13 protein-coding genes are annotated in these 16,794 nt (G+C 73.7%); 7 read left to right on the top strand and 6 right to left on the bottom strand.

The window, feature by feature from the left end:
* The first annotated feature begins 24 nt into the window (after positions 1-24).
* Both Q6350_RS03015 and Q6350_RS03010 read left to right on the top strand, forming a co-directional pair.
* Positions 25-720 carry a thiamine pyrophosphate-dependent enzyme gene (locus Q6350_RS03015; RefSeq protein WP_305065098.1) on the top strand — a complete coding sequence of 232 codons (696 nt, stop codon included), beginning with the start codon at positions 25-27 and terminating at the stop codon, positions 718-720.
* Positions 717-1,700, top strand: coding sequence for a transketolase family protein (locus Q6350_RS03010; RefSeq protein WP_305065097.1), 984 nt, complete (start codon positions 717-719; stop codon positions 1,698-1,700). The genes Q6350_RS03015 and Q6350_RS03010 overlap by 4 nt, the downstream gene beginning before the upstream one ends.
* Here Q6350_RS03010 and Q6350_RS03005 read toward each other — a convergent pair.
* Positions 1,684-3,090, bottom strand: coding sequence for a PLP-dependent aminotransferase family protein (locus Q6350_RS03005; RefSeq protein ID WP_305065095.1), 1,407 nt, complete (start codon positions 3,088-3,090; stop codon positions 1,684-1,686). The two genes, Q6350_RS03010 and Q6350_RS03005, sit on opposite strands and share 17 nt — an antisense overlap.
* A gap of 83 nt (positions 3,091-3,173) precedes the next feature.
* On the opposite strand from Q6350_RS03005, the gene Q6350_RS03000 reads away from it, so the two are divergent.
* Positions 3,174-3,878, top strand: coding sequence for a pyridoxamine 5'-phosphate oxidase family protein (locus Q6350_RS03000; RefSeq protein ID WP_305065093.1), 705 nt, complete (start codon positions 3,174-3,176; stop codon positions 3,876-3,878).
* A 13-nt stretch (positions 3,879-3,891) separates the two neighbouring features.
* On the opposite strand, the gene Q6350_RS02995 is transcribed toward Q6350_RS03000, so the two are convergent.
* Positions 3,892-5,940, bottom strand: coding sequence for a BCCT family transporter (locus Q6350_RS02995; protein WP_305065091.1), 2,049 nt, complete (start codon positions 5,938-5,940; stop codon positions 3,892-3,894).
* A gap of 416 nt (positions 5,941-6,356) precedes the next feature.
* Here Q6350_RS02995 and pdhA point away from each other — a divergent pair, with 416 nt between their 5' ends.
* The 4 genes from pdhA (at position 6,357) to Q6350_RS02975 (ending at position 12,166) form a co-directional block, all read left to right on the top strand.
* Positions 6,357-7,532 carry a pyruvate dehydrogenase (acetyl-transferring) E1 component subunit alpha gene (gene pdhA / locus Q6350_RS02990; protein ID WP_304602785.1) on the top strand — a complete coding sequence of 392 codons (1,176 nt, stop codon included), beginning with the start codon at positions 6,357-6,359 and terminating at the stop codon, positions 7,530-7,532.
* Positions 7,529-8,539 (top strand): alpha-ketoacid dehydrogenase subunit beta, encoded by a 1,011-nt coding sequence (locus Q6350_RS02985; RefSeq protein ID WP_305065089.1) that lies wholly within the window; start codon positions 7,529-7,531, stop codon positions 8,537-8,539. Before pdhA ends, Q6350_RS02985 begins: the two co-directional genes overlap by 4 nt.
* A gap of 14 nt (positions 8,540-8,553) precedes the next feature.
* Positions 8,554-10,038: a dihydrolipoamide acetyltransferase family protein gene (locus tag Q6350_RS02980; protein ID WP_305065087.1), complete on the top strand. Its 1,485-nt coding sequence runs from the start codon at positions 8,554-8,556 to the stop codon at positions 10,036-10,038.
* A gap of 88 nt (positions 10,039-10,126) precedes the next feature.
* Positions 10,127-12,166, top strand: coding sequence for a cytochrome c oxidase assembly protein (locus Q6350_RS02975; protein WP_305065085.1), 2,040 nt, complete (start codon positions 10,127-10,129; stop codon positions 12,164-12,166).
* A 25-nt stretch (positions 12,167-12,191) separates the two neighbouring features.
* Here the strand turns inward: Q6350_RS02975 and Q6350_RS02970 are convergent, their stop codons facing one another.
* The 4 genes from Q6350_RS02970 to Q6350_RS02955 form a co-directional block, all read right to left on the bottom strand.
* Entirely contained in the window at positions 12,192-13,085 is an 894-nt protein-coding gene (locus Q6350_RS02970) for a carbohydrate ABC transporter permease (protein WP_171246952.1), read from the bottom strand.
* Positions 13,082-13,984, bottom strand: a complete 903-nt coding sequence (locus Q6350_RS02965; protein WP_304602781.1) for a carbohydrate ABC transporter permease — start codon at positions 13,982-13,984, stop codon at positions 13,082-13,084. Before Q6350_RS02965 ends, Q6350_RS02970 begins: the two co-directional genes overlap by 4 nt.
* Before the next feature lie 73 nt (positions 13,985-14,057).
* Positions 14,058-15,332 carry an ABC transporter substrate-binding protein gene (locus Q6350_RS02960; protein WP_304602780.1) on the bottom strand — a complete coding sequence of 425 codons (1,275 nt, stop codon included), beginning with the start codon at positions 15,330-15,332 and terminating at the stop codon, positions 14,058-14,060.
* 205 nt (positions 15,333-15,537) lie between these two features.
* Positions 15,538-16,710: an FAD-dependent oxidoreductase gene (locus tag Q6350_RS02955; RefSeq protein WP_171246949.1), complete on the bottom strand. Its 1,173-nt coding sequence runs from the start codon at positions 16,708-16,710 to the stop codon at positions 15,538-15,540.
* Positions 16,711-16,794: the final 84 nt, after the last annotated feature.

Raw genomic sequence — 16,794 nt, 5'->3', positions numbered from 1 at the left:
AACTTCATCTTTCACCATCGTGCCATGACGACACCAGCCCTCGCCCCGGACCGGGTCCGTGACCTCGTGGCCCGCGTGACCGGCGACGAGAAGCACGACCCCAGTGCCCACTCCACCCTCGACGTCGTGCGGGTCCTGTACGACCGCGTGCTGCACGTGGACCCGGACCGCCCCGACGACCCCGACCGGGACCGGTTCGTGCTGTCCAAGGGACACGGTCCGGCCTCCACCTACGCCGTGCTCGCCGCGCGGGGGTTCTTCCCCGCGGCGTGGCTCGACGACGTCGCCTCGTGGAGCTCACGGCTCGGCCACCACCCGGACCGGACCCTCGTGCCCGGCATCGAGATCGGCAGCGGCTCGCTCGGGCACGGCCTGCCCCTCGCCGTGGGTATGGCCATCGGGCTGCGGGGCCGCTCACCCGCCCGGGTCGTCGTCCTCGTCGGGGACGCCGAGCTCGACGAGGGCAGCAACGCCGAGGCCATCCAGGTCGCCGGCCGGTTCGGGCTGGCGAACCTCACCTGCGTCGTCGTGGACAACCGCAGCGACGACCTCGGCTGGCCGGGCGGGATCGCGGCCCGCTTCGCCCTGGAGGGGTGGACGACGACGGACGTGGACAACCGCTCGGACGACCGGCTCGCGGCCGCGCTGAACCGGCGGGGCGCCGACCGGCCCACCGCCGTCGTCGTCGACACGACCCGCGCACCGGAGGCGGCGGCATGAGCGCCGGCGCCCCGCGCGGGCCCGGCATGCGCGCCCGCTTCTACGCCGAGCTGGACCCCGTCCTGGCGGCCCACCCGGACGTCGACGTGGTGCTCGCCGTGATCGGTGCCGGGAACCTCGCGCCGGTCGCGGCCCGGCACCCCGGTCGGGTGATCGACGTCGGCATCCGCGAGCAGGCCATGATCGGGGTCGCCGGTGGGCTGGCACTGACCGGTCGCCGGCCGATCGTCCACACCTACGCGCCGTTCCTCGTCGAGCGGGCGTACGAGCAGCTCAAGCTCGACCTCGGTCACCAGGACGTCGGGGCGATCCTGGTCAGCATCGGGGCGTCCTTCGACGCCAGCAGCGAGGGCCGCACCCACCAGGCGCCGGCCGACGTCGCGCTCGTCTCCGCGCTGCCCGGGTGGACGGTGCACGTCCCCGGCCACCCCGACGAGGTCGCGGCGATGCTTCACGCCGAGGCCGCCACCGAGCGCCGCGTGTACCTGCGGCTGTCCACCGGTCAGAACCGCCGGCCGTGGGCCGCTCCCGACGGTCGTCTCGTCACGATCCGTCCCGGCCCGCCGGAAGACCCGCTCGTGCTCGCCGTCGGACCGATGCTCGACACGGTGCTCGAGGCCACCGCCGACCTGCCGGTCCGGGTGGCGTACACCGCCACCCCGCACCCGCTGGACACCGACGGGCTGCGCTCCCTGGCCGGGCCGACGCCGGTGCTCGCCGTCGTCGAGCCGTCCCTGGAGGGCACGAGCGCCGCCGCCGTGGCCGCGGCGCTCGTGGACCGCCCCAGCCGCGTGGCGCACGTCGGGGTCCCGCGGGACGCCGAGCTGCGCCGCTACGGGTCGGCCGCCGACCACGCCGCCGCGCACGGTCTGGATGCGGCCGGCGTCCGGCGGCGCGTCGAGGAGCTGCTCGGTGCGCGCCCGGGCCTGCTCGCGGTGCCCGGTGGTCCGGACCCACGGGCGGTCAGCCCGTCGCGGTGATCTCGGCGCGGATCGTGCGCAACGCGTCCCGCAGCGCGGCCACCGGTGGCGGGGCGTAGCCGAGCACGAGCCCGTCCAGCCGCAGCCCGGACCCCTCGACGACGTAGTCCTGCAGGTCGGCGACCCGCACGCCGCGCCCGCCCAGGCGCTCCACGACGGCGCGCGCCGGTGTCGTGGAGAGCTCGAGCACGGCGTGCAGGCCGCCGTCCAGGGCGCGGACCCGGACGCCGGGCAGGCCGGCGAACGACTCGGCCACGAGGCGTCGCCGGTCCCGGTAGTCGCGGCGGCACCGTGCCACGTGCCGGCGCAGCGCACCGGTCGACATCAGGTGCGCCAGCGCGTGCTGGACCACGGAGGCCACCGTCGCGCCCCGTCCCGTGCGGGCCGCGAGGATCGCCTCGGCCGCCGCGGTGCCGCCGTCGGGCGCCCCGCCGGTGCCGGACGGCAGCACGAGGTACCCGCACCGCAGCGACGGGTCGAGGATCTTGGAGAACGACCCCACGTGCACCACCACCCCGTGCTCGTCCAGGGTGGCCAGAGCCGGCAGCGGCGAGCCACGGTGCCGGAACTCGGAGTCGTAGTCGTCCTCGATCACCAGCACCCTCTCGGCGGCGGCCCAGCGCAGCAGCTCCAGCCGCCGGGCGACGGGCAGGGCGCCGCCGAGGGGGTACTGGTGGCTCGGCGTGACCATGACGGCGTCGAGCGGGGCGTGCGCCTGTGCGGTGCGCAGCGCGTCCAGGTCCAGGCCGTGGTCGGTGACCGGCACCGGGGCGAGGACCCCACCCGCCGAGACGACGGCGCGCCGGCCGGCCCGGTAGCCGGGGTTCTCGACGGCGACCCGGGGCGGGCGGCCGTGGCGTGCCAGCGCCTCGACGACCAGCGAGATCGCCTCGGCCGTGCCCGCGGTGACCACCACGCGCCGCGGGTCGGGCGCGAATCCGCGGCTCAGGGCGAGCTGGGTCGCGACCTGGCCGCGCAGCGCGGGTTCGCCCGTCGGGTCGGGGTAGCGCGGTGCGACCGGGACGGACAGGGCGTGCCGCCAGGCGGCCCGGCGGTCCCGGTCCGAGATCGTGGCCACGTTCGGGACGCCGGGCTGCAGGTCGACGACGTGGGCCGCGCGGGCGGGGGACGGCCGCTCCGCCCGGACGGGCCGGTCCGTGGCCCGGGGCGCCCCGGCGAGGGTGGCGGCGACGCGCGGCACCGCACCGTGCCGCAGCACGAGGTACCCCTCGCCGTCGAGCTGCTCGTACGCGGCCGTCACGGTGCCGCGGGCCACGCCGAGCTCGGCGGCCAGCGTGCGCGTGGAGGGCAGGGGGTCGCCCGCACCGAGCCGGCCGTCGTGGACCATGTCGCGCACGAGGTCGGCGACACGGGCGGTCTTGGTGGTCACGCCCGTCAGTCTCGCACTAGACCGATGAGAACGGACGGATCTGGACCATGCCCTGGTCCAGCGTGCTGCCTACGGTCGGGACCGTGAGCACCGAGACCTCTCCCGCCGTCCCCCTCCCGTCCCTGCGGGTCCGCCGCAAGCCGGCGCGCCAGAGCGCCGACCCGGAGGTGCTCGACCGCCTCCTCGCCGAGGGCAGCCTCGCCCACGTGGCGATGGTCCGGGACGGGTACCCCGTCGTGCTGCCGTACCTGTACGGCGTCGGGGACCTCGAGGACGGGCTCGGGCGCCGGCTGCTGCTGCACGGGTCCACCGGCGGCGGGCTCTTCCTCGACGCGGGGCCCGAGGGGGTGCCCGTCTCCGTGGCGGTCACGCACCTCGACGGCCTCGTCTACGCCCGGTCCCTGCACGACAGCTCGGCGAACTACCGCTCGGCGATGATCGTGGGGCGCGCGACCGTCGTGCCGGACGACCGGCGGGCGGCGGCCCTGTGGTGCGTCGGTGACCACCTGATGCCCGGCCGCCGGGCGGAGGTGCGGGAGATGACCGCCAAGGAGGTCGCCGCCACCCAGGTGCTGCAGGTGCCGCTGGACAGCGTGAGCGTGAAGGTGCGCGCCGGTGGCGTCGGCGAGGCGGTGGACGACGGGGAGGACCACGGCGTGTGGGCCGGCGTGGTGCCGATGGCGACCACGGCGGGCGTGCCGGAACCGAGCCCGCTCTCCGCCGGCACGGCGGTGCCGCCGTCGGTCCGGGCGCTGGTCGCCCGGAGCGGCGGCGGAGCGCCGGTCTAGCGGCCGGGTCCGTCTAGCCGGCCGGCCGCGGTTCCTCCTGCGCGTCCTGCGGCCGGCCGTCGGGTTCCAGCCCGTCGAGGGTCTCCGGACGGGGGTTGCCGTCGTCGTCGAGCTGACCGCCCTGGTCGAGGAACTCCTGGGAGTGCTCGAACTCCGGGGTGTCGAAGACCTCGCCGGCCAACGGGTCCTCGACCGGCTCGACCTCCACGGGATCGCCCGTCTCCGGGTCGATGACGACGTCGCTCGGGTGCAGCGCCCGGTAGGAGATGATCGGCGACTCCGGCTCGCCGTCGCCCCTCGCGCCGTCGCCGTCGGCCCCCGGACGGTGCCCGTCCGACGCCGTCGGGGCGAACCCGTACAACGTCGTCGACAGGGCCGGTCCCCGTCGGTGCCGGTGCTCCGCCGGCGCCAGGTCGGGTTCGGCCTCGTCGGTCGGGGGCAGCACCTGGATGTAGCGGGGCATGGTGGCCACCTCGTGCCGGAACGCCTTGACCAGCGAGACGCACGCCAGCACGAGGATGATCGAGAACGGTGCGGCGGTCGAGATCGACAACGTCTGCAGCGCCGTGAGCGCGACGTTGCCGCCGACCACGAGCAGGACCGCGGCCGCCAGCCCCTCGAGGACCGCCCAGTACACACGGGTGGTGGTGGACGTGTGGGTGCTGCCGCCGCTGGCGAGCATGTCGATCACCAGCGACCCGGAGTCCGAGGAGGTCACGAAGAACAGCACGACGACGACCATCGCGACCACGCTGAGCAGCACCGGCAGGACGCCGGGGAACGTCTCGAAGAACTGGAACAGCGCGGTGGTGCTGTCGACCACCATCTCGCCCGTCTCCGGGTCCTCGACCAGCATGTTCCCCTGCTCGCGCTGCTGCAGGATGCCGGAGTCCCCGAAGATCGTGAACCACAGCAGGCTGGCGGCCGTGGGGGCCAGCAGGACGCCGACGACGAACTCGCGGATCGTGCGTCCCCGGGAGATGCGGGCGATGAACATGCCCACGAAGGGCGCCCAGCTCGTCCACCAGCCCCAGTAGGCGATGGTCCAGGCGGCCTCCCAGCCGTCGCTGGCGAAGGGTCCGGCGTGGAACATCGTCTCCGGCAGCAGCGACAGGTACGCCCCGGCGTTCTCGGGGATCGCCTTGAGCAGGAAGACCGTCGGGCCGAGCAGGAAGACGACCAGCGCCAGCACGGCGGCGGTCGACATGTTGAAGTTCGACAGCCACTTCAGGCCCTTGTGGACGCCGGTCACCACGGACCAGACCGCCACGGCGGTGATGCCGGTGATGAGGCCGATGATCAGCGGGTCGGTCGTCTGCGCCCAGCCGAGGAACTCCAGGCCGCCGAGGATCTGGCTGATGCCGAAGCCGAAAGAGGTCGCGACGCCGAACAGCGTGCCCACGATGGCCACGGTGTCGACGGTGTGGCCCATCCAGCCCTCGACCCGCCGACGGCCGAGCAGGGGTTCGAGCAGCCAGCGCACCGCGAGCGGGCGGCCGCGGCGGAACGACATGTAGGCCAGCCCCAGGCCGACGACGGCGTAGATCGCCCACGGGTGGAAGCCCCACTGCAGCATCATCAGGCCGACCGACTCCCGGGCGGCGTCGTCCGACTGCGGGGCGTTGCCGAAGGCCTCCGGCGGGGTGACGTAGTGGCTCAGCGGCTCGGCGACGCCGAAGAACACCAGCCCGATGCCCATGCCGGCGCTGAAGAGCATGAGGAACCACGAGACGGTCCCGAACTCCGGCCCCTCGCCGTCGCGTCCGAGCCGGATGTGGCCGATGCGCGTGAAGGCGCAGTACAGCGCGAAGACCAGGAAGATGTTGACGGCGATGACGTACCACCAGCCGACACCGTCCGTGATCCACGTGTTGAGCTGGGAGGTCGCGTCGTCGAGGGTGTCGCCGGCGACGCGCGCGAACACGATCGTCGCGATGATCAGACCGAGGATGACGATCGACGCGGGGATGAAGACCGGTTTGAGGACGGCGGAGCGCAGCTTCCCGGCGCTCCGGTCCGGCGTGTCGGGGGTGCGGTCGGAGGTCGAGGGGGTGGAGGTCACGATGCGTCCCTGGATCGGTCGTGCGGTGGACGGATGTTCCTCGGGCGCGTGCGGCCCGGCGACTGTCGACACCCCCTGCGGTCGTCGACCGGTCCGCGCGTCCGAGGCCGGACCGGCCCTCGTTCACCTGTCCTCCACCGTAGAGGATCCGCGGGCGGGGCACCGGCGGGGGACCAGCGGGTGCCGGCGGCGTCGCCGGTGGGACCGCGACGGCGAGGGTTTGGAGGAAACCTCCAAGGCCGTGCGGAAGACCTTGGACGGCATGCTGGGGGGTGGCCGACGGGGTCGTCAACCTACGCTGTCGTAGGCTACGAAGGCGTAGGTTCCGGGTCGACGCGCGTGCGGATCGCCTCCCGGGCCTGCGCACAGCCGGAGCAGCCCAGCCCCGCCCCGGGGCCGCCAGCGAAGGAGACCGCGTGCCGCACCAGGCCAACGCAGGGTCCGTCGGCGAGTCCGCCGACGTCACCCCGCTCGTCCAGCTCGTCACTCCCACCGGGGAGCGCGTCCACGAACCCGACAACGCGGGCGACCGTCCCGGCTACGCGGCGCGTGTCGCGCACCTCGGTGCGGACGACCTGCGCGCGATGTACCGCGACATGGTCCTGACCCGCCGTTTCGACGACGAGGCCACGGCCCTGCAGCGTCACGGCGAGCTCGCCCTGTACGCCCAGTCGACCGGGCAGGAGGCCGCCCAGGTCGGTCCGGCGCACGCCCTGGCGCCCCAGGACATGGTCTTCCCGTCCTACCGCGAGCACGGGATCCTGCACGTGCGCGGCGTCGACCCCGTCGACCGGCTGCGGCTGTACCGCGGCCAGGACCACGGCGGGTGGGACCCGGCCGAGCACAACGTCTCGTTGTACACGCTCGTCATCGGCTCCCACGTGCTGCACGCCACCGGGTACGCGATGGGTGTCCAGCGCGACGGCGCCGTCGGGACCGGCGACCCCGCACGCGACACCGCCGTCGTCGCCTGCTTCGGCGACGGCGCCACCAGCCAGGGCGACGTCAGCGAGGCGCTCGTGTTCGCCGCCGTCAACGACGCCCCGGTGGTGTTCTGGTGCCAGAACAACCAGTGGGCGATCTCCGAGCCCACCACCCGCCAGTCCAGCGCCCCGCTCTACCGTCGCGGCGAGGGCTTCGGCGTCCCCGGCGTGCGCGTCGACGGCAACGACGTGCTCGCCTGCTACGCGGTGATGGCCGAGGCGCTGGAACGCGCGCACGCCGGCCACGGGCCCACGTTCGTCGAGGCGTACACCTACCGGATGGGTGCCCACACCACCTCCGACGACCCGACCCGGTACCGCGAGCGGGCCGAGGAGGAGTACTGGCGCCGGCGCGACCCGATCGAGCGCCTCGCCGCCCTGCTGCGGGCCGAGGGGCACTGGGACGAGCAGTGGGCGGCCGACCTCGCCGCCGAGGCCGACGCGCTCGGCGAGAGCCTGCGGGCCGGGGTGCGGGCGCTCGGGGCGCCGGAGACCACGTCGATGTTCGACCACGTCTACGCCACGCCGCACGCGCAGGTCACGGCCGAGCGCGAGTGGTTCGAGACCTACGAGTCGGAGACCGGCGACGCGGCGGAGGTGGCCCGATGAGCACCGAGACCATGCCCCTGGCCAAGGCGATCACCGCCGGCCTGCGCGCCGCCCTCGACGCCGACGACACCGTGCTGCTCATGGGCGAGGACATCGGCCGGCTCGGCGGCGTCTTCCGCGTCACCGACGGGCTGCAGAAGGACTTCGGCGAGCACCGGGTCGTCGACACCCCCCTGGCGGAGTCCGGGATCGTCGGCACCGCCATCGGGCTGGCGATGCGCGGCTACCGGCCCGTCTGCGAGATCCAGTTCGACGGCTTCGTCTTCCCCGCCTACGACCAGATCACCACCCAGCTCGCCAAGCTGCACAACCGCTCCGGCGGCCGCATCCAGGTGCCCGTGGTCATCCGTATCCCGTACGGCGGCGGGATCGGCGCCGTCGAGCACCACTCGGAGTCGCCGGAGGCGCTGTTCGCGCACACCGCGGGGCTGCGCGTCGTCTCGCCGGCCACCCCGCAGGACGCCTACGACATGATGCGGGCGGCCATCGCCTCCCCGGACCCGGTCATCTTCCTCGAGCCCAAGGGGCGCTACTGGTCCAAGGGCGAGGTCGACCTGGAGGCCCCGGTCCCCACGATCGCGGCCGACGCCGGCACCCCGGACCCGCTGGGGACGGCCCGGGTCGCGCGCGCGGGCACGGACGTCACGCTGGTCGCCTACGGCCCGACGGTCGCCACCGCGCTGTCCGCCGCCGAGGCGCTCGCCGCGGAGGGCACCAGTGCCGAGGTCGTGGACCTGCGGTCCGTGTCCCCGCTGGACGTGCCGACCGTCGCCGACTCCGTGCGCCGCACCGGACGCTGCGTCGTCGTGCACGAGGCGCCGTCGTTCCTCGGGGCCGGGGCCGAGCTGGCCGCCCGTCTCGCCGAGGAGTGCTTCTACCACCTGGAGGCGCCCGTGCTGCGCGTCGGCGGGTTCCACGCCCCGTACCCGGTGGCGAAGCTCGAGCACGAGTACCTGCCGAGCGTCGACCGCGTCCTGGACGCCGTCGACCGCGCGATGTCCCACTGATGCCCAGGAGCGAGATGAGCACCCAGCGTTTCCCCCTGCCGGACGTCGGCGAGGGACTGACCGAGGCCGAGATCGTCGAGTGGAAGGTCGCGGTCGGCGACACCGTCACCGTCAACCAGGTCGTCGTGGAGATCGAGACCGCCAAGTCCCTGGTGGAGCTGCCCAGCCCCTGGGCCGGCACCGTGACCGGGCTGCTCGCCGAGGAGGGCACCACCGTCGACGTCGGCACGCCGATCCTGGAGATCGGCGACGGGTCGGCGGCGTCCCCCGGGTCCACGGCGCCGGAGGCGCCGGCGCAGGCCGCTCCCGCCGAGCCGGCCGCCGCGGCGGCCGGGGAGTCCTCGGGCTCGGTACTCGTCGGGTACGGCACCGCCGATGCCGGCGCGGGCGGACGGCGTCGCCGCCGTCGCGGGGGTGCGAGCACCGCCGCGGCGACCCCGCCGGCCCCGGCGGGGCCCCCGGAGGTCCGGCAGCCCGCGGCGACCCCGCCGGCGGCCGAGACCCCCGCGGCGCGGTCCGGGCCGTCCCTCGACCGCGCGATGGTCAGCGTGCCCGCGGCCTCGTCCCCGGCCGACACGCCGACCTCGACCCGGGCGCGGGTGCTCGCCAAGCCTCCGGTGCGCAAGCTCGCCCGCGACCTCGGGGTCGACCTGGCCTCGGTCCGCCCCACGGGTCCCGGAGGGATCGTCACCCGTGAGGACGTGACGGCGCACGCGGCGGCCGCCGCACCGCGACCCCTGGCCACGTCCCACGGCGAGGACCGGCCCTGGACGGCCTCGGACGGCCTCTCCGCCGACGGGCGCACCACCCGCGTGCCGGTGAGGTCCGTGCGCAAGCGCACCGCCGAGGCCATGGTGGCCAGCGCGTTCACCGCCCCGCACGTGACGGTCTTCCGCACGGTGGACGTCACGCGGACGATGAAGCTCGTCGAGCGGCTCAAGCGCGACCGCGACTTCGCCGACGTGCGGGTCACCCCGCTGCTGATCGCCGCCAAGGCGGCGCTGCTCGCCCTCCAGCGGCACCCGGAGGTCAACGCGAGCTGGGACGAGGCCGCCCAGGAGATCGTCTACCAGCACTACGTGAACCTGGGGATCGCCGCCGCGACCCCGCGCGGGCTCGTCGTGCCCAACGTCAAGGACGCCCACCGGCTCGAGCTGCTCGGGCTCGCGCAGGCGCTCGGCGAGCTCACCGCGACCGCCCGGGCCGGGCGCACGTCCCCGGCGGACATGGCCGACGGCACGTTCACGATCACGAACGTGGGGGTGTTCGGCATCGACACCGGGACGCCGATCCTCAACCCGGGCGAGTCCGGGATCCTCGCCGTCGGGGCGATCCGGCAGCAGCCGTGGGTGCACAAGGGCAAGGTCAAGCCGCGCTGGGTCACCCAGCTCGCGCTGAGCTTCGACCACCGGCTCGTCGACGGCGAGCTCGGGGCGAGGTTCCTGTCGGACGTCGCCCGGGTGCTCGAGGATCCCGCGCAGGGTCTCGTCTGGGGCTGAGCGCGGGCCGTTCCCCAGGGTGTCCCGGGGCGAGCGTCACACCGTCGACGCGGCCGGAGCCCCGCGGGAGAGGCCTAGGCTGGACGGCGTGACAGCGCCCGCCCGCCCGACGAGTCGCCCCGCCCCGGCGTCGACGTCCGCGCGCCCGTGGTGGCTGGTCGCCGCCGGGCCGGGCGCCGTCGTCGTCGCCCTGCTCGCCCTGCTGGCCGCCGGCGCGTACTCGGGCGCCTTCGACCCGCTGGGGACGTTCAGCGACCCCGGGCCGGTGGTGCGGTGGGGCCTGCCCGCCGCGACCGTGGTCGCCGAGCTCGCGCTGTCGGTGACCGTCGGCGGGCTGTTCGCGGCGGCGTTCCTGCTGCCCCGGGGCCGGCACGCGGACCGCGTCCTGCTCGTGGCCGGCTGGGCGTCGAGCCTGTGGGCCGTCGCCGCCGTCGCCCAGCTCGTCCTCAACTACTCCTACGTCTCGACGATCTCCGTGACCGCCGACACCTTCGGGCAGGGGCTGTGGCAGTTCGCGCGGGACGTCGAGCTCGGCCGGATCGGGCTGTGGACGATCCTGCTGGCGGCCGTCACCTCCGCCCTCGCCCTCGGGGTGCGGGGACCGGTCGGAGCCCTGTGGACGGCCGTGCTGCCCGCCGCGGCGCTCGCCCTGCAGTCCACCACCGGGCACGCCGCCGGGGCGGTGAACCACGACCTGGCCGTCGGGGCGATGCTGCTCCACCTCGTCGGGGCGGCACTGTGGGTCGGCGGCCTGGCGGCGCTGCTCGTCGTCGCGCTGACCCGCACCGGCCGTCGGCGGGACGACGACCGCGTCGCCGCCTCAGCGGTCGCCCGGTTCTCGCCCGTGGCCGCCTGGTCCTTCGTCCTCGTGGCCGCGTCCGGCGTGATGAGCGCACTGATCCGCATGGAGCACCTGGACGACCTCGTCACCCGGTGGGGCCTCCTGCTGCAGGCCAAGGTGCTGCTGCTGCTGGCGCTCGGCGCGTTCGGGTGGGCGCACCGGCGCTGGGTCGTCGGGCGTCTCGCCGCCGACCCCGGCCGGGTGCGCCGGCTGTTCTGGCAGCTGCTCGCGGTCGAGCTCGCCACGATCGGGGCGGTCTCCGGCGTCGCCGTCGCGCTCGGGTCGACGGCACCGCCCGTGCCGGACGAGGAGATCGTCGACGCCTCACCGGCCTTCCAGCTCACGGGTTACGCGCTCCCGCCCGAGAACACCGTGGGCAACTACTTCACGCAGTGGAGCTTCGACCCGCTCTTCGCCGTCGCCTGCGCCGCCGGCGCGCTGGTCTACGTCACCTGGGCGCTGCGCCTGCGCCGTCGCGGCGACCGCTGGCCCGTGGGTCGGACCATCTCCTGGTGCGCCGGCATGGTCGTCATGGTCTGGGTCACCAACGGCGGCCCGTCGGTGTACGGGCACGTGATCTTCTCCGGCCACATGACCCAGCACATGGTCCTGGCGATGGTCATCCCGCTGCTGCTCGTGCTGGCCGCGCCGGTGACCCTGCTGCTGCGGGCCGTCCCGCCCCGCAAGGACGGCTCCCGCGGTCCGCGCGAGTGGGTGCTGGCGATCGTGCACTCCCGGTTCGGCAGCTTCGTCGCGAAGCCGGTCGTGGCCGCGGTCATCTTCGCCGGCGGCATGATCGCCTTCTACTTCACGCCGGTGTTCGGCTGGGCGCTGTCCAACCACGCGGGGCACGTGTGGATGATCATCCACTTCACCCTGGCCGGGTACCTGTTCGCCAACGCGCTCATCGGCATCGACCCCGGTCCGCAGCGCCCGCCGTACCCGCAGCGCTTGCTGCTGCTGTTCGCCACCATGGTGTTCCACGCCTTCTTCGGGGTCGTGCTCACCACCGGCACGTCGCTGCTCGTGGCGGACTGGTTCGGGAACATGGGGCGGCCGTGGGGGCTGTCCGCGATCGACGACCAGCAGCTCGGCGGGGCCATCGCCTGGGGGATCGGCGAGCTGCCGACGCTGGTGCTCGCCGTCGTCGTGGGCGTGCAGTGGGCCCGGTCCGACGAGCGCGAGGCGCGCCGCAACGACCGCCGGGCCGAGCGGGACGACGACGCCGAGCTGCGGGCCTACAACCGCATGCTGGCCGACATGGCCGAGCGCGACGGGCGGGACTGACCGCGCCGCCCCCCGACCCGGTCGGTCAGCCCTTGACCGACCCGGACATGAGCCCGCCGACGAAGTACTTGCCGAGCAGGATGTACACCAGCAGGGGCGGCAGCGAGGCGAGGAGCGCGCCTGCCATGGAGACGCCGTAGTCCTGCAGCAGCGCACCGTTGGCCAGGTTGTTCAGGGCCAGGGTGACCGGGCCGTTCTGGCTCGAGGAGAAGAACACGGCGAACAGGAAGTCGTTCCAGGCGTTGGTGAACTGCCAGATGAGCACCACGACGAAGCTCGGCACCGAGATCGGCAGGATGATCGACCAGTAGGTGCGCAGCATCCCCGCGCCGTCGACGCGTCCGGCCTCGACCAGCTCGTGCGGGACGGTCTGGTAGTAGTTCCGGAAGATGAGCGTCGTGATCGGTATGCCGTAGATGACGTGCAGGATGATCAGCGACGGGACGCCGCTGGGGATGCCCGCCCCGAGCATCAGCTCCAGCAGCGGGATCATCACCGCCTGGTACGGGATGAACATGCCGAACAGGATCAGCGTGAACACGACGTCGGCGCCGCGGAACGACCAGCGCGACAGCACGAAGCCGTTCATCGACCCCAGCATCGCCGAGATGATCGCCGCCGGGATCACCATCTGGAACGTGCGCCAGATCGCCGGTGAGAGGGCGTTCCAGGCGCCGCGCCAGTTGTCGAGGGTCCAGTCGGTGGGCAGGTTCCAGGCGCGGCTGGGCGAGGCGTCACCGGCACCCTTGAAGCTCGTCACGAACAGCACGTAGACGGGGATCAGCACGATGAGGACGAACAGGATCATCGCCGCGTACTTGGCGGTGCGGCCCACGGTGAACCTGTTGCGCGCGGTGTCGTCCCGGAGCTCGACGGGTTCGCCCGTGACGCCCGGCGGCGTGGAGACGTGGGTGCTCATCGCTTCTCCGCCTGATGGGTCCGGACCAGGTAGGGCACGACGACCAGCGCCACGATGACGAGCAGGATCGTCCCCACGGCGGCCGCGTCGGCGTAGTTGAAGCTCGACTTGAACACGTACATGTCCACGGCCGGCACCTTGGTCTGGTAGTTCGCCGGTTTCGAGATCGACATGATGAGGTCGAACGACTTCAACGACATGTGGCCGATGATGATCAGCGCGGACAGCGCGATCGGCGAGAGCTGCGGGAACAGCACCAGCCGGTAGACCTTCCACTCGCTGGCGCCGTCCACGCGGGCCGCCTCGCGCAGCTCCTCGGGGATGCCCCGGAAGCCGGCGAGGAACAGCGCCATCACGTAGCCGGACAGCTGCCAGATCGCCGGCAGCGCGATCGCCGTGATCCCGAAGGTGATGTTGTTCCACCAGTTGTTCTGCAGGAAGTCGAGCCCGACCATCTGGAACAGCCGGTTGAGGCCGCTCGCGCTCTCCCCCTGGTTCGAGTTGAGCAGCCACCGCCACACGACGCCGGAGGCCACGAAGGACACCGCCATCGGGAACAGGTAGATCGAGCGGAAGAACCCCTCCCCGCGGTCCGGCCGGTCCAGCATCCAGGCCCAGCCGAAGCCCATGACCATGGTGCCGACGAGGAACACGACCGTGAACAGCACGAGGTTGGTCAACGAGTGCTGGAAGTCGTCGCTGCCCAGCAGGTCGACGTAGTTCTGGAACCAGACCGTCGTCACGGGCTCCTGGCCCGTGGCCTGCGCGGCCGTGTGGTTGTCCGTGATCGAGGTGTTGAAGTTCGCCGCGATGAGGCCGTAGACGAACACGCCCAGCAGGATCAGTGACGGGGCGAGCAGCAGGAGCGGGGCTCCGAGCCGTCGCAGGCGGTGTCTCATGCGTCCTCCGCGTCCTCCGGGCCGGGAGGGCGGGGGCCGGGCCGGTGCGGCCGCGACCCCCGCCCCGACGGCGTCACATGTTCGCCGCGGCGAGCTCCGACTGGAAGGTGGCCAGGTCGGAGGCCCCGGTCGTGAACTTGCTCGTCGCGTCGGAGATCGCGTTCAGCGTCGCGATCGGTGTCGCGGCGCCGTGCGCGAGCGAGGACACGATGGTGTCGTTCGCGAACGCCTCGACGGCGCTCTGCTGGTACTCGGAGAAGTCCGAGGTGTCGGCGTCCGTGCGGGCCGGGATGGATCCCTTGGCCTTGTTGAACGCCTCCTGGCCCTCGACCGAGCCGACCGTCTCCAGCCACGCCTTCGTGCCGTCGGGGTTGGGCGCGCCCACCGGCATGGTGAACGAGTCCGCGAGGAAGTCGAACTCCCCGTCGGTGCCCGGGACCGGGAAGTAGACGTAGTCGTCGGGCGACATCGCGCCGGCCTCCTGGAACGCGGCCTCGGCCCAGTCGCCCATGACGTTGAACCCGGCCTGGCCGTCGATGACCTGCTGGGTCGCGTCGGGCCAGTCCAGACCGTCACGGTCGTCGTTCGTGTACCCCATGAGCTTCTCGAAGTCCTCCAGGGCGGCCGTCACCTCGGGGCCCTCCCAGTCGGTCGACCCGTCCCACAGGCCCGTGTAGGCCTCGGGGCCGAGCTCGGAGAGCAGCACGGTCTCCAGCAGGTGGACCTGCGTCCACGTCGTCGCGATGGACAGGGCCGTCTGGCCGCTCTCCTCGACGGCGTCGAGCGCCTCGTACCAGGCGTCGAGGTCGGCGTACTCGGCGGCGGGGTCGAGCCCGGCGTCCTCGAGCACCGTCGGGTTGGCCCACACCACGTTCGCCCGGTGGATGTTCGAGGGGATGGAGTAGATCGCGCCGTCCTCGGTGCTCAGGCGGTCGACCAGGTCGGCCGGGAACGCGTCGGTCAGGCCGAACTCGTCGTACAGGGCCGAGACGTCCTCGATCTGCGCGGCGTCGATGTAGTCCTGCAGCTCCGCACCGGCATGCGCCTGGAAGGTGTCCGGCGGGTCGCTGGCCTGCAGCCGGGACTGCAGGAGGTCCTTCGCCGCGGAGCCCGCGCCACCTGCCACGGCGCCGTTGACGAACGTGTAGTCCGGGTGCTGCTCCTCGAACACGCCCACGAGGGCGTCGAGCCCGGCCTTCTCCGAGCCTGCGGCCCACCAGGTGAAGACCTCGACCTCCCCGCCGCCGGACATCTCCTCGCCGGAGGTGCTCCCGTCCGAGCTGTCGTCGGAGCCGCCGCAGGCCGCCAGGCCCAGGGCGAGGACGGCGGCGCCCGCCGTCGCTGTCATGAGTCGTGCGCTACGCATTCTCCTCATCGCCTTCGGTGCGGTGCGAGGGGATCGAGGCCCGGGGCCACGACCAGGTGCGTCGGTGCACCCGTCATCCCCGATTTCAGAGAACGCTCGGCCTTCCCCGTTGTCAACACAGGACCCGAACTTCACCCCCGAACCGTGATCGGCTCGTGACCTGGCGTGACGCCCTGCCGGGCGGTGCTCAGAACAGCTCGTCCAGCACCCGGGGGGCCAGGCCGAGCGCGGTCGTCGTGGCCAGACCGTCGGTGACGTTGACCGTGCGCACCCCGGGCAGCGGCTCGCCGAGGACGAACGGGTCCGCGGCGGGCGAGGTCCGGGCGCGGACGGGCTCCGTCGCCGTCCAGCGGCCGAGCACCGTCAGGGGCCCGGTGCCGAGCAGCTCGGCGGCCGCGGTCAGCAGCAGCCCGTCCACCGCCTCGGACCGTCCGGGCACGTCGGCGGGGGCCCGACCGTCCCCGACCACCACGGAGCCGTCCGCCCGGGCCTGCAGCGACAGGTGGATCTCGGCGGCCAGCACGTCCGGGCGGTGCCGGCGCCACCGGTCACGCACCTCACCGAGGGCGCGGGAGTGCCGGTAGGCGGTGTCGCGCAGCAGGGTCGTCCCGCCCAGGACGACCGGCCCGGTCGTGAGGCGTCCCCGGGCGGCGGCGTCGTCCGGCATCGGGGGTGCGACCCGCAGGAGCTGGCGGCGCACCGGCGTCAGCTCGGCGCCGACCTCCCAGCACAGCGAGCCGACGTCCTGCCCGACGGCGACCACGACGCGCTTGGCCACCACCTCGCCGCGGGAGGTGCGCACCAGGGTGCGGCCGCTGCCGGCGTCGAGGGTCTGGGCGGCGGTACGCCAGGCGACGTGGACCTGGGGCCGGGTCCCCAGCCAGTCGCTGACGGCCGCCAGGGCGGCGGGCGGGTCCAGGCGCAGGTCCAGCGGCAGCCAGGCACCGCCGACGGCCCGCGTCACGGGGGTGCGGTCGGCGACGCTGCGGTGGTCCAGCAGCGTGGCGTCCCCGGCGCGCGCGGCGACCAGGTCGTCGAGGACGGCGAGCTCGTCCTCGTGCTGCGCGACGACGACGGCGCCGCTCTCGCGGACCCCGAACCCGGCGTCCCGGCCGAGCTTGAGCCAGCGTTCGCGCGAGGCGAGCGCGCAGGCCAGCGCCGTCGAGTCCTGGGTGGTGACGGCCACGTGCCCGCTGCGTCGTGCGGTGGAGCCGTCGGGACGGTCGGCGGCGTCGACCACCACCACCGAGCAGCCGCGGGCCTGGGCCTCGACGGCGTGCGCCAGACCCACGACGCCCGCACCGACGACGACGAGGTCGGCCTTGGCGGGCAACGGGGGCAGGGCGCTGTGGTGGTTCACGTCCAGAATCTGCCCGAGCCCGCGGGTGCCGTTCAAGGCGTGCGTGACCCCCTGAGCAGGAGTTCGACCACTGTTCACCGGCTG

Origin of the sequence: Isoptericola sp. b515, from assembly GCF_030588125.1 — a bacterium.
GTDB classification, from domain to species: domain Bacteria; phylum Actinomycetota; class Actinomycetes; order Actinomycetales; family Cellulomonadaceae; genus Isoptericola; species Isoptericola sediminis.
The sequence above is the reverse complement of the archived record's forward strand: the minus strand, read 5'-3'. Positions and strand labels throughout refer to the sequence as shown.

Excerpts from the sequence above, each read along its gene's own strand:
- Q6350_RS02970 (WP_171246952.1), bottom strand. The coding sequence starts at position 13,085 with ATGAGCACCCACGTCTCCACGCCGCCGGGCGTCACGGGCGAACCCGTC.
- Q6350_RS02980 (WP_305065087.1), top strand. The coding sequence starts at position 8,554 with ATGAGCACCCAGCGTTTCCCCCTGCCGGACGTCGGCGAGGGACTGACC.
- Q6350_RS02985 (WP_305065089.1), top strand. The coding sequence starts at position 7,529 with ATGAGCACCGAGACCATGCCCCTGGCCAAGGCGATCACCGCCGGCCTG.
- Q6350_RS02960 (WP_304602780.1), bottom strand. The coding sequence starts at position 15,332 with ATGACAGCGACGGCGGGCGCCGCCGTCCTCGCCCTGGGCCTGGCGGCC.
- Q6350_RS03015 (WP_305065098.1), top strand. The coding sequence starts at position 25 with ATGACGACACCAGCCCTCGCCCCGGACCGGGTCCGTGACCTCGTGGCC.
- Q6350_RS02965 (WP_304602781.1), bottom strand. The coding sequence starts at position 13,984 with ATGAGACACCGCCTGCGACGGCTCGGAGCCCCGCTCCTGCTGCTCGCC.
- Q6350_RS03010 (WP_305065097.1), top strand. The coding sequence starts at position 717 with ATGAGCGCCGGCGCCCCGCGCGGGCCCGGCATGCGCGCCCGCTTCTAC.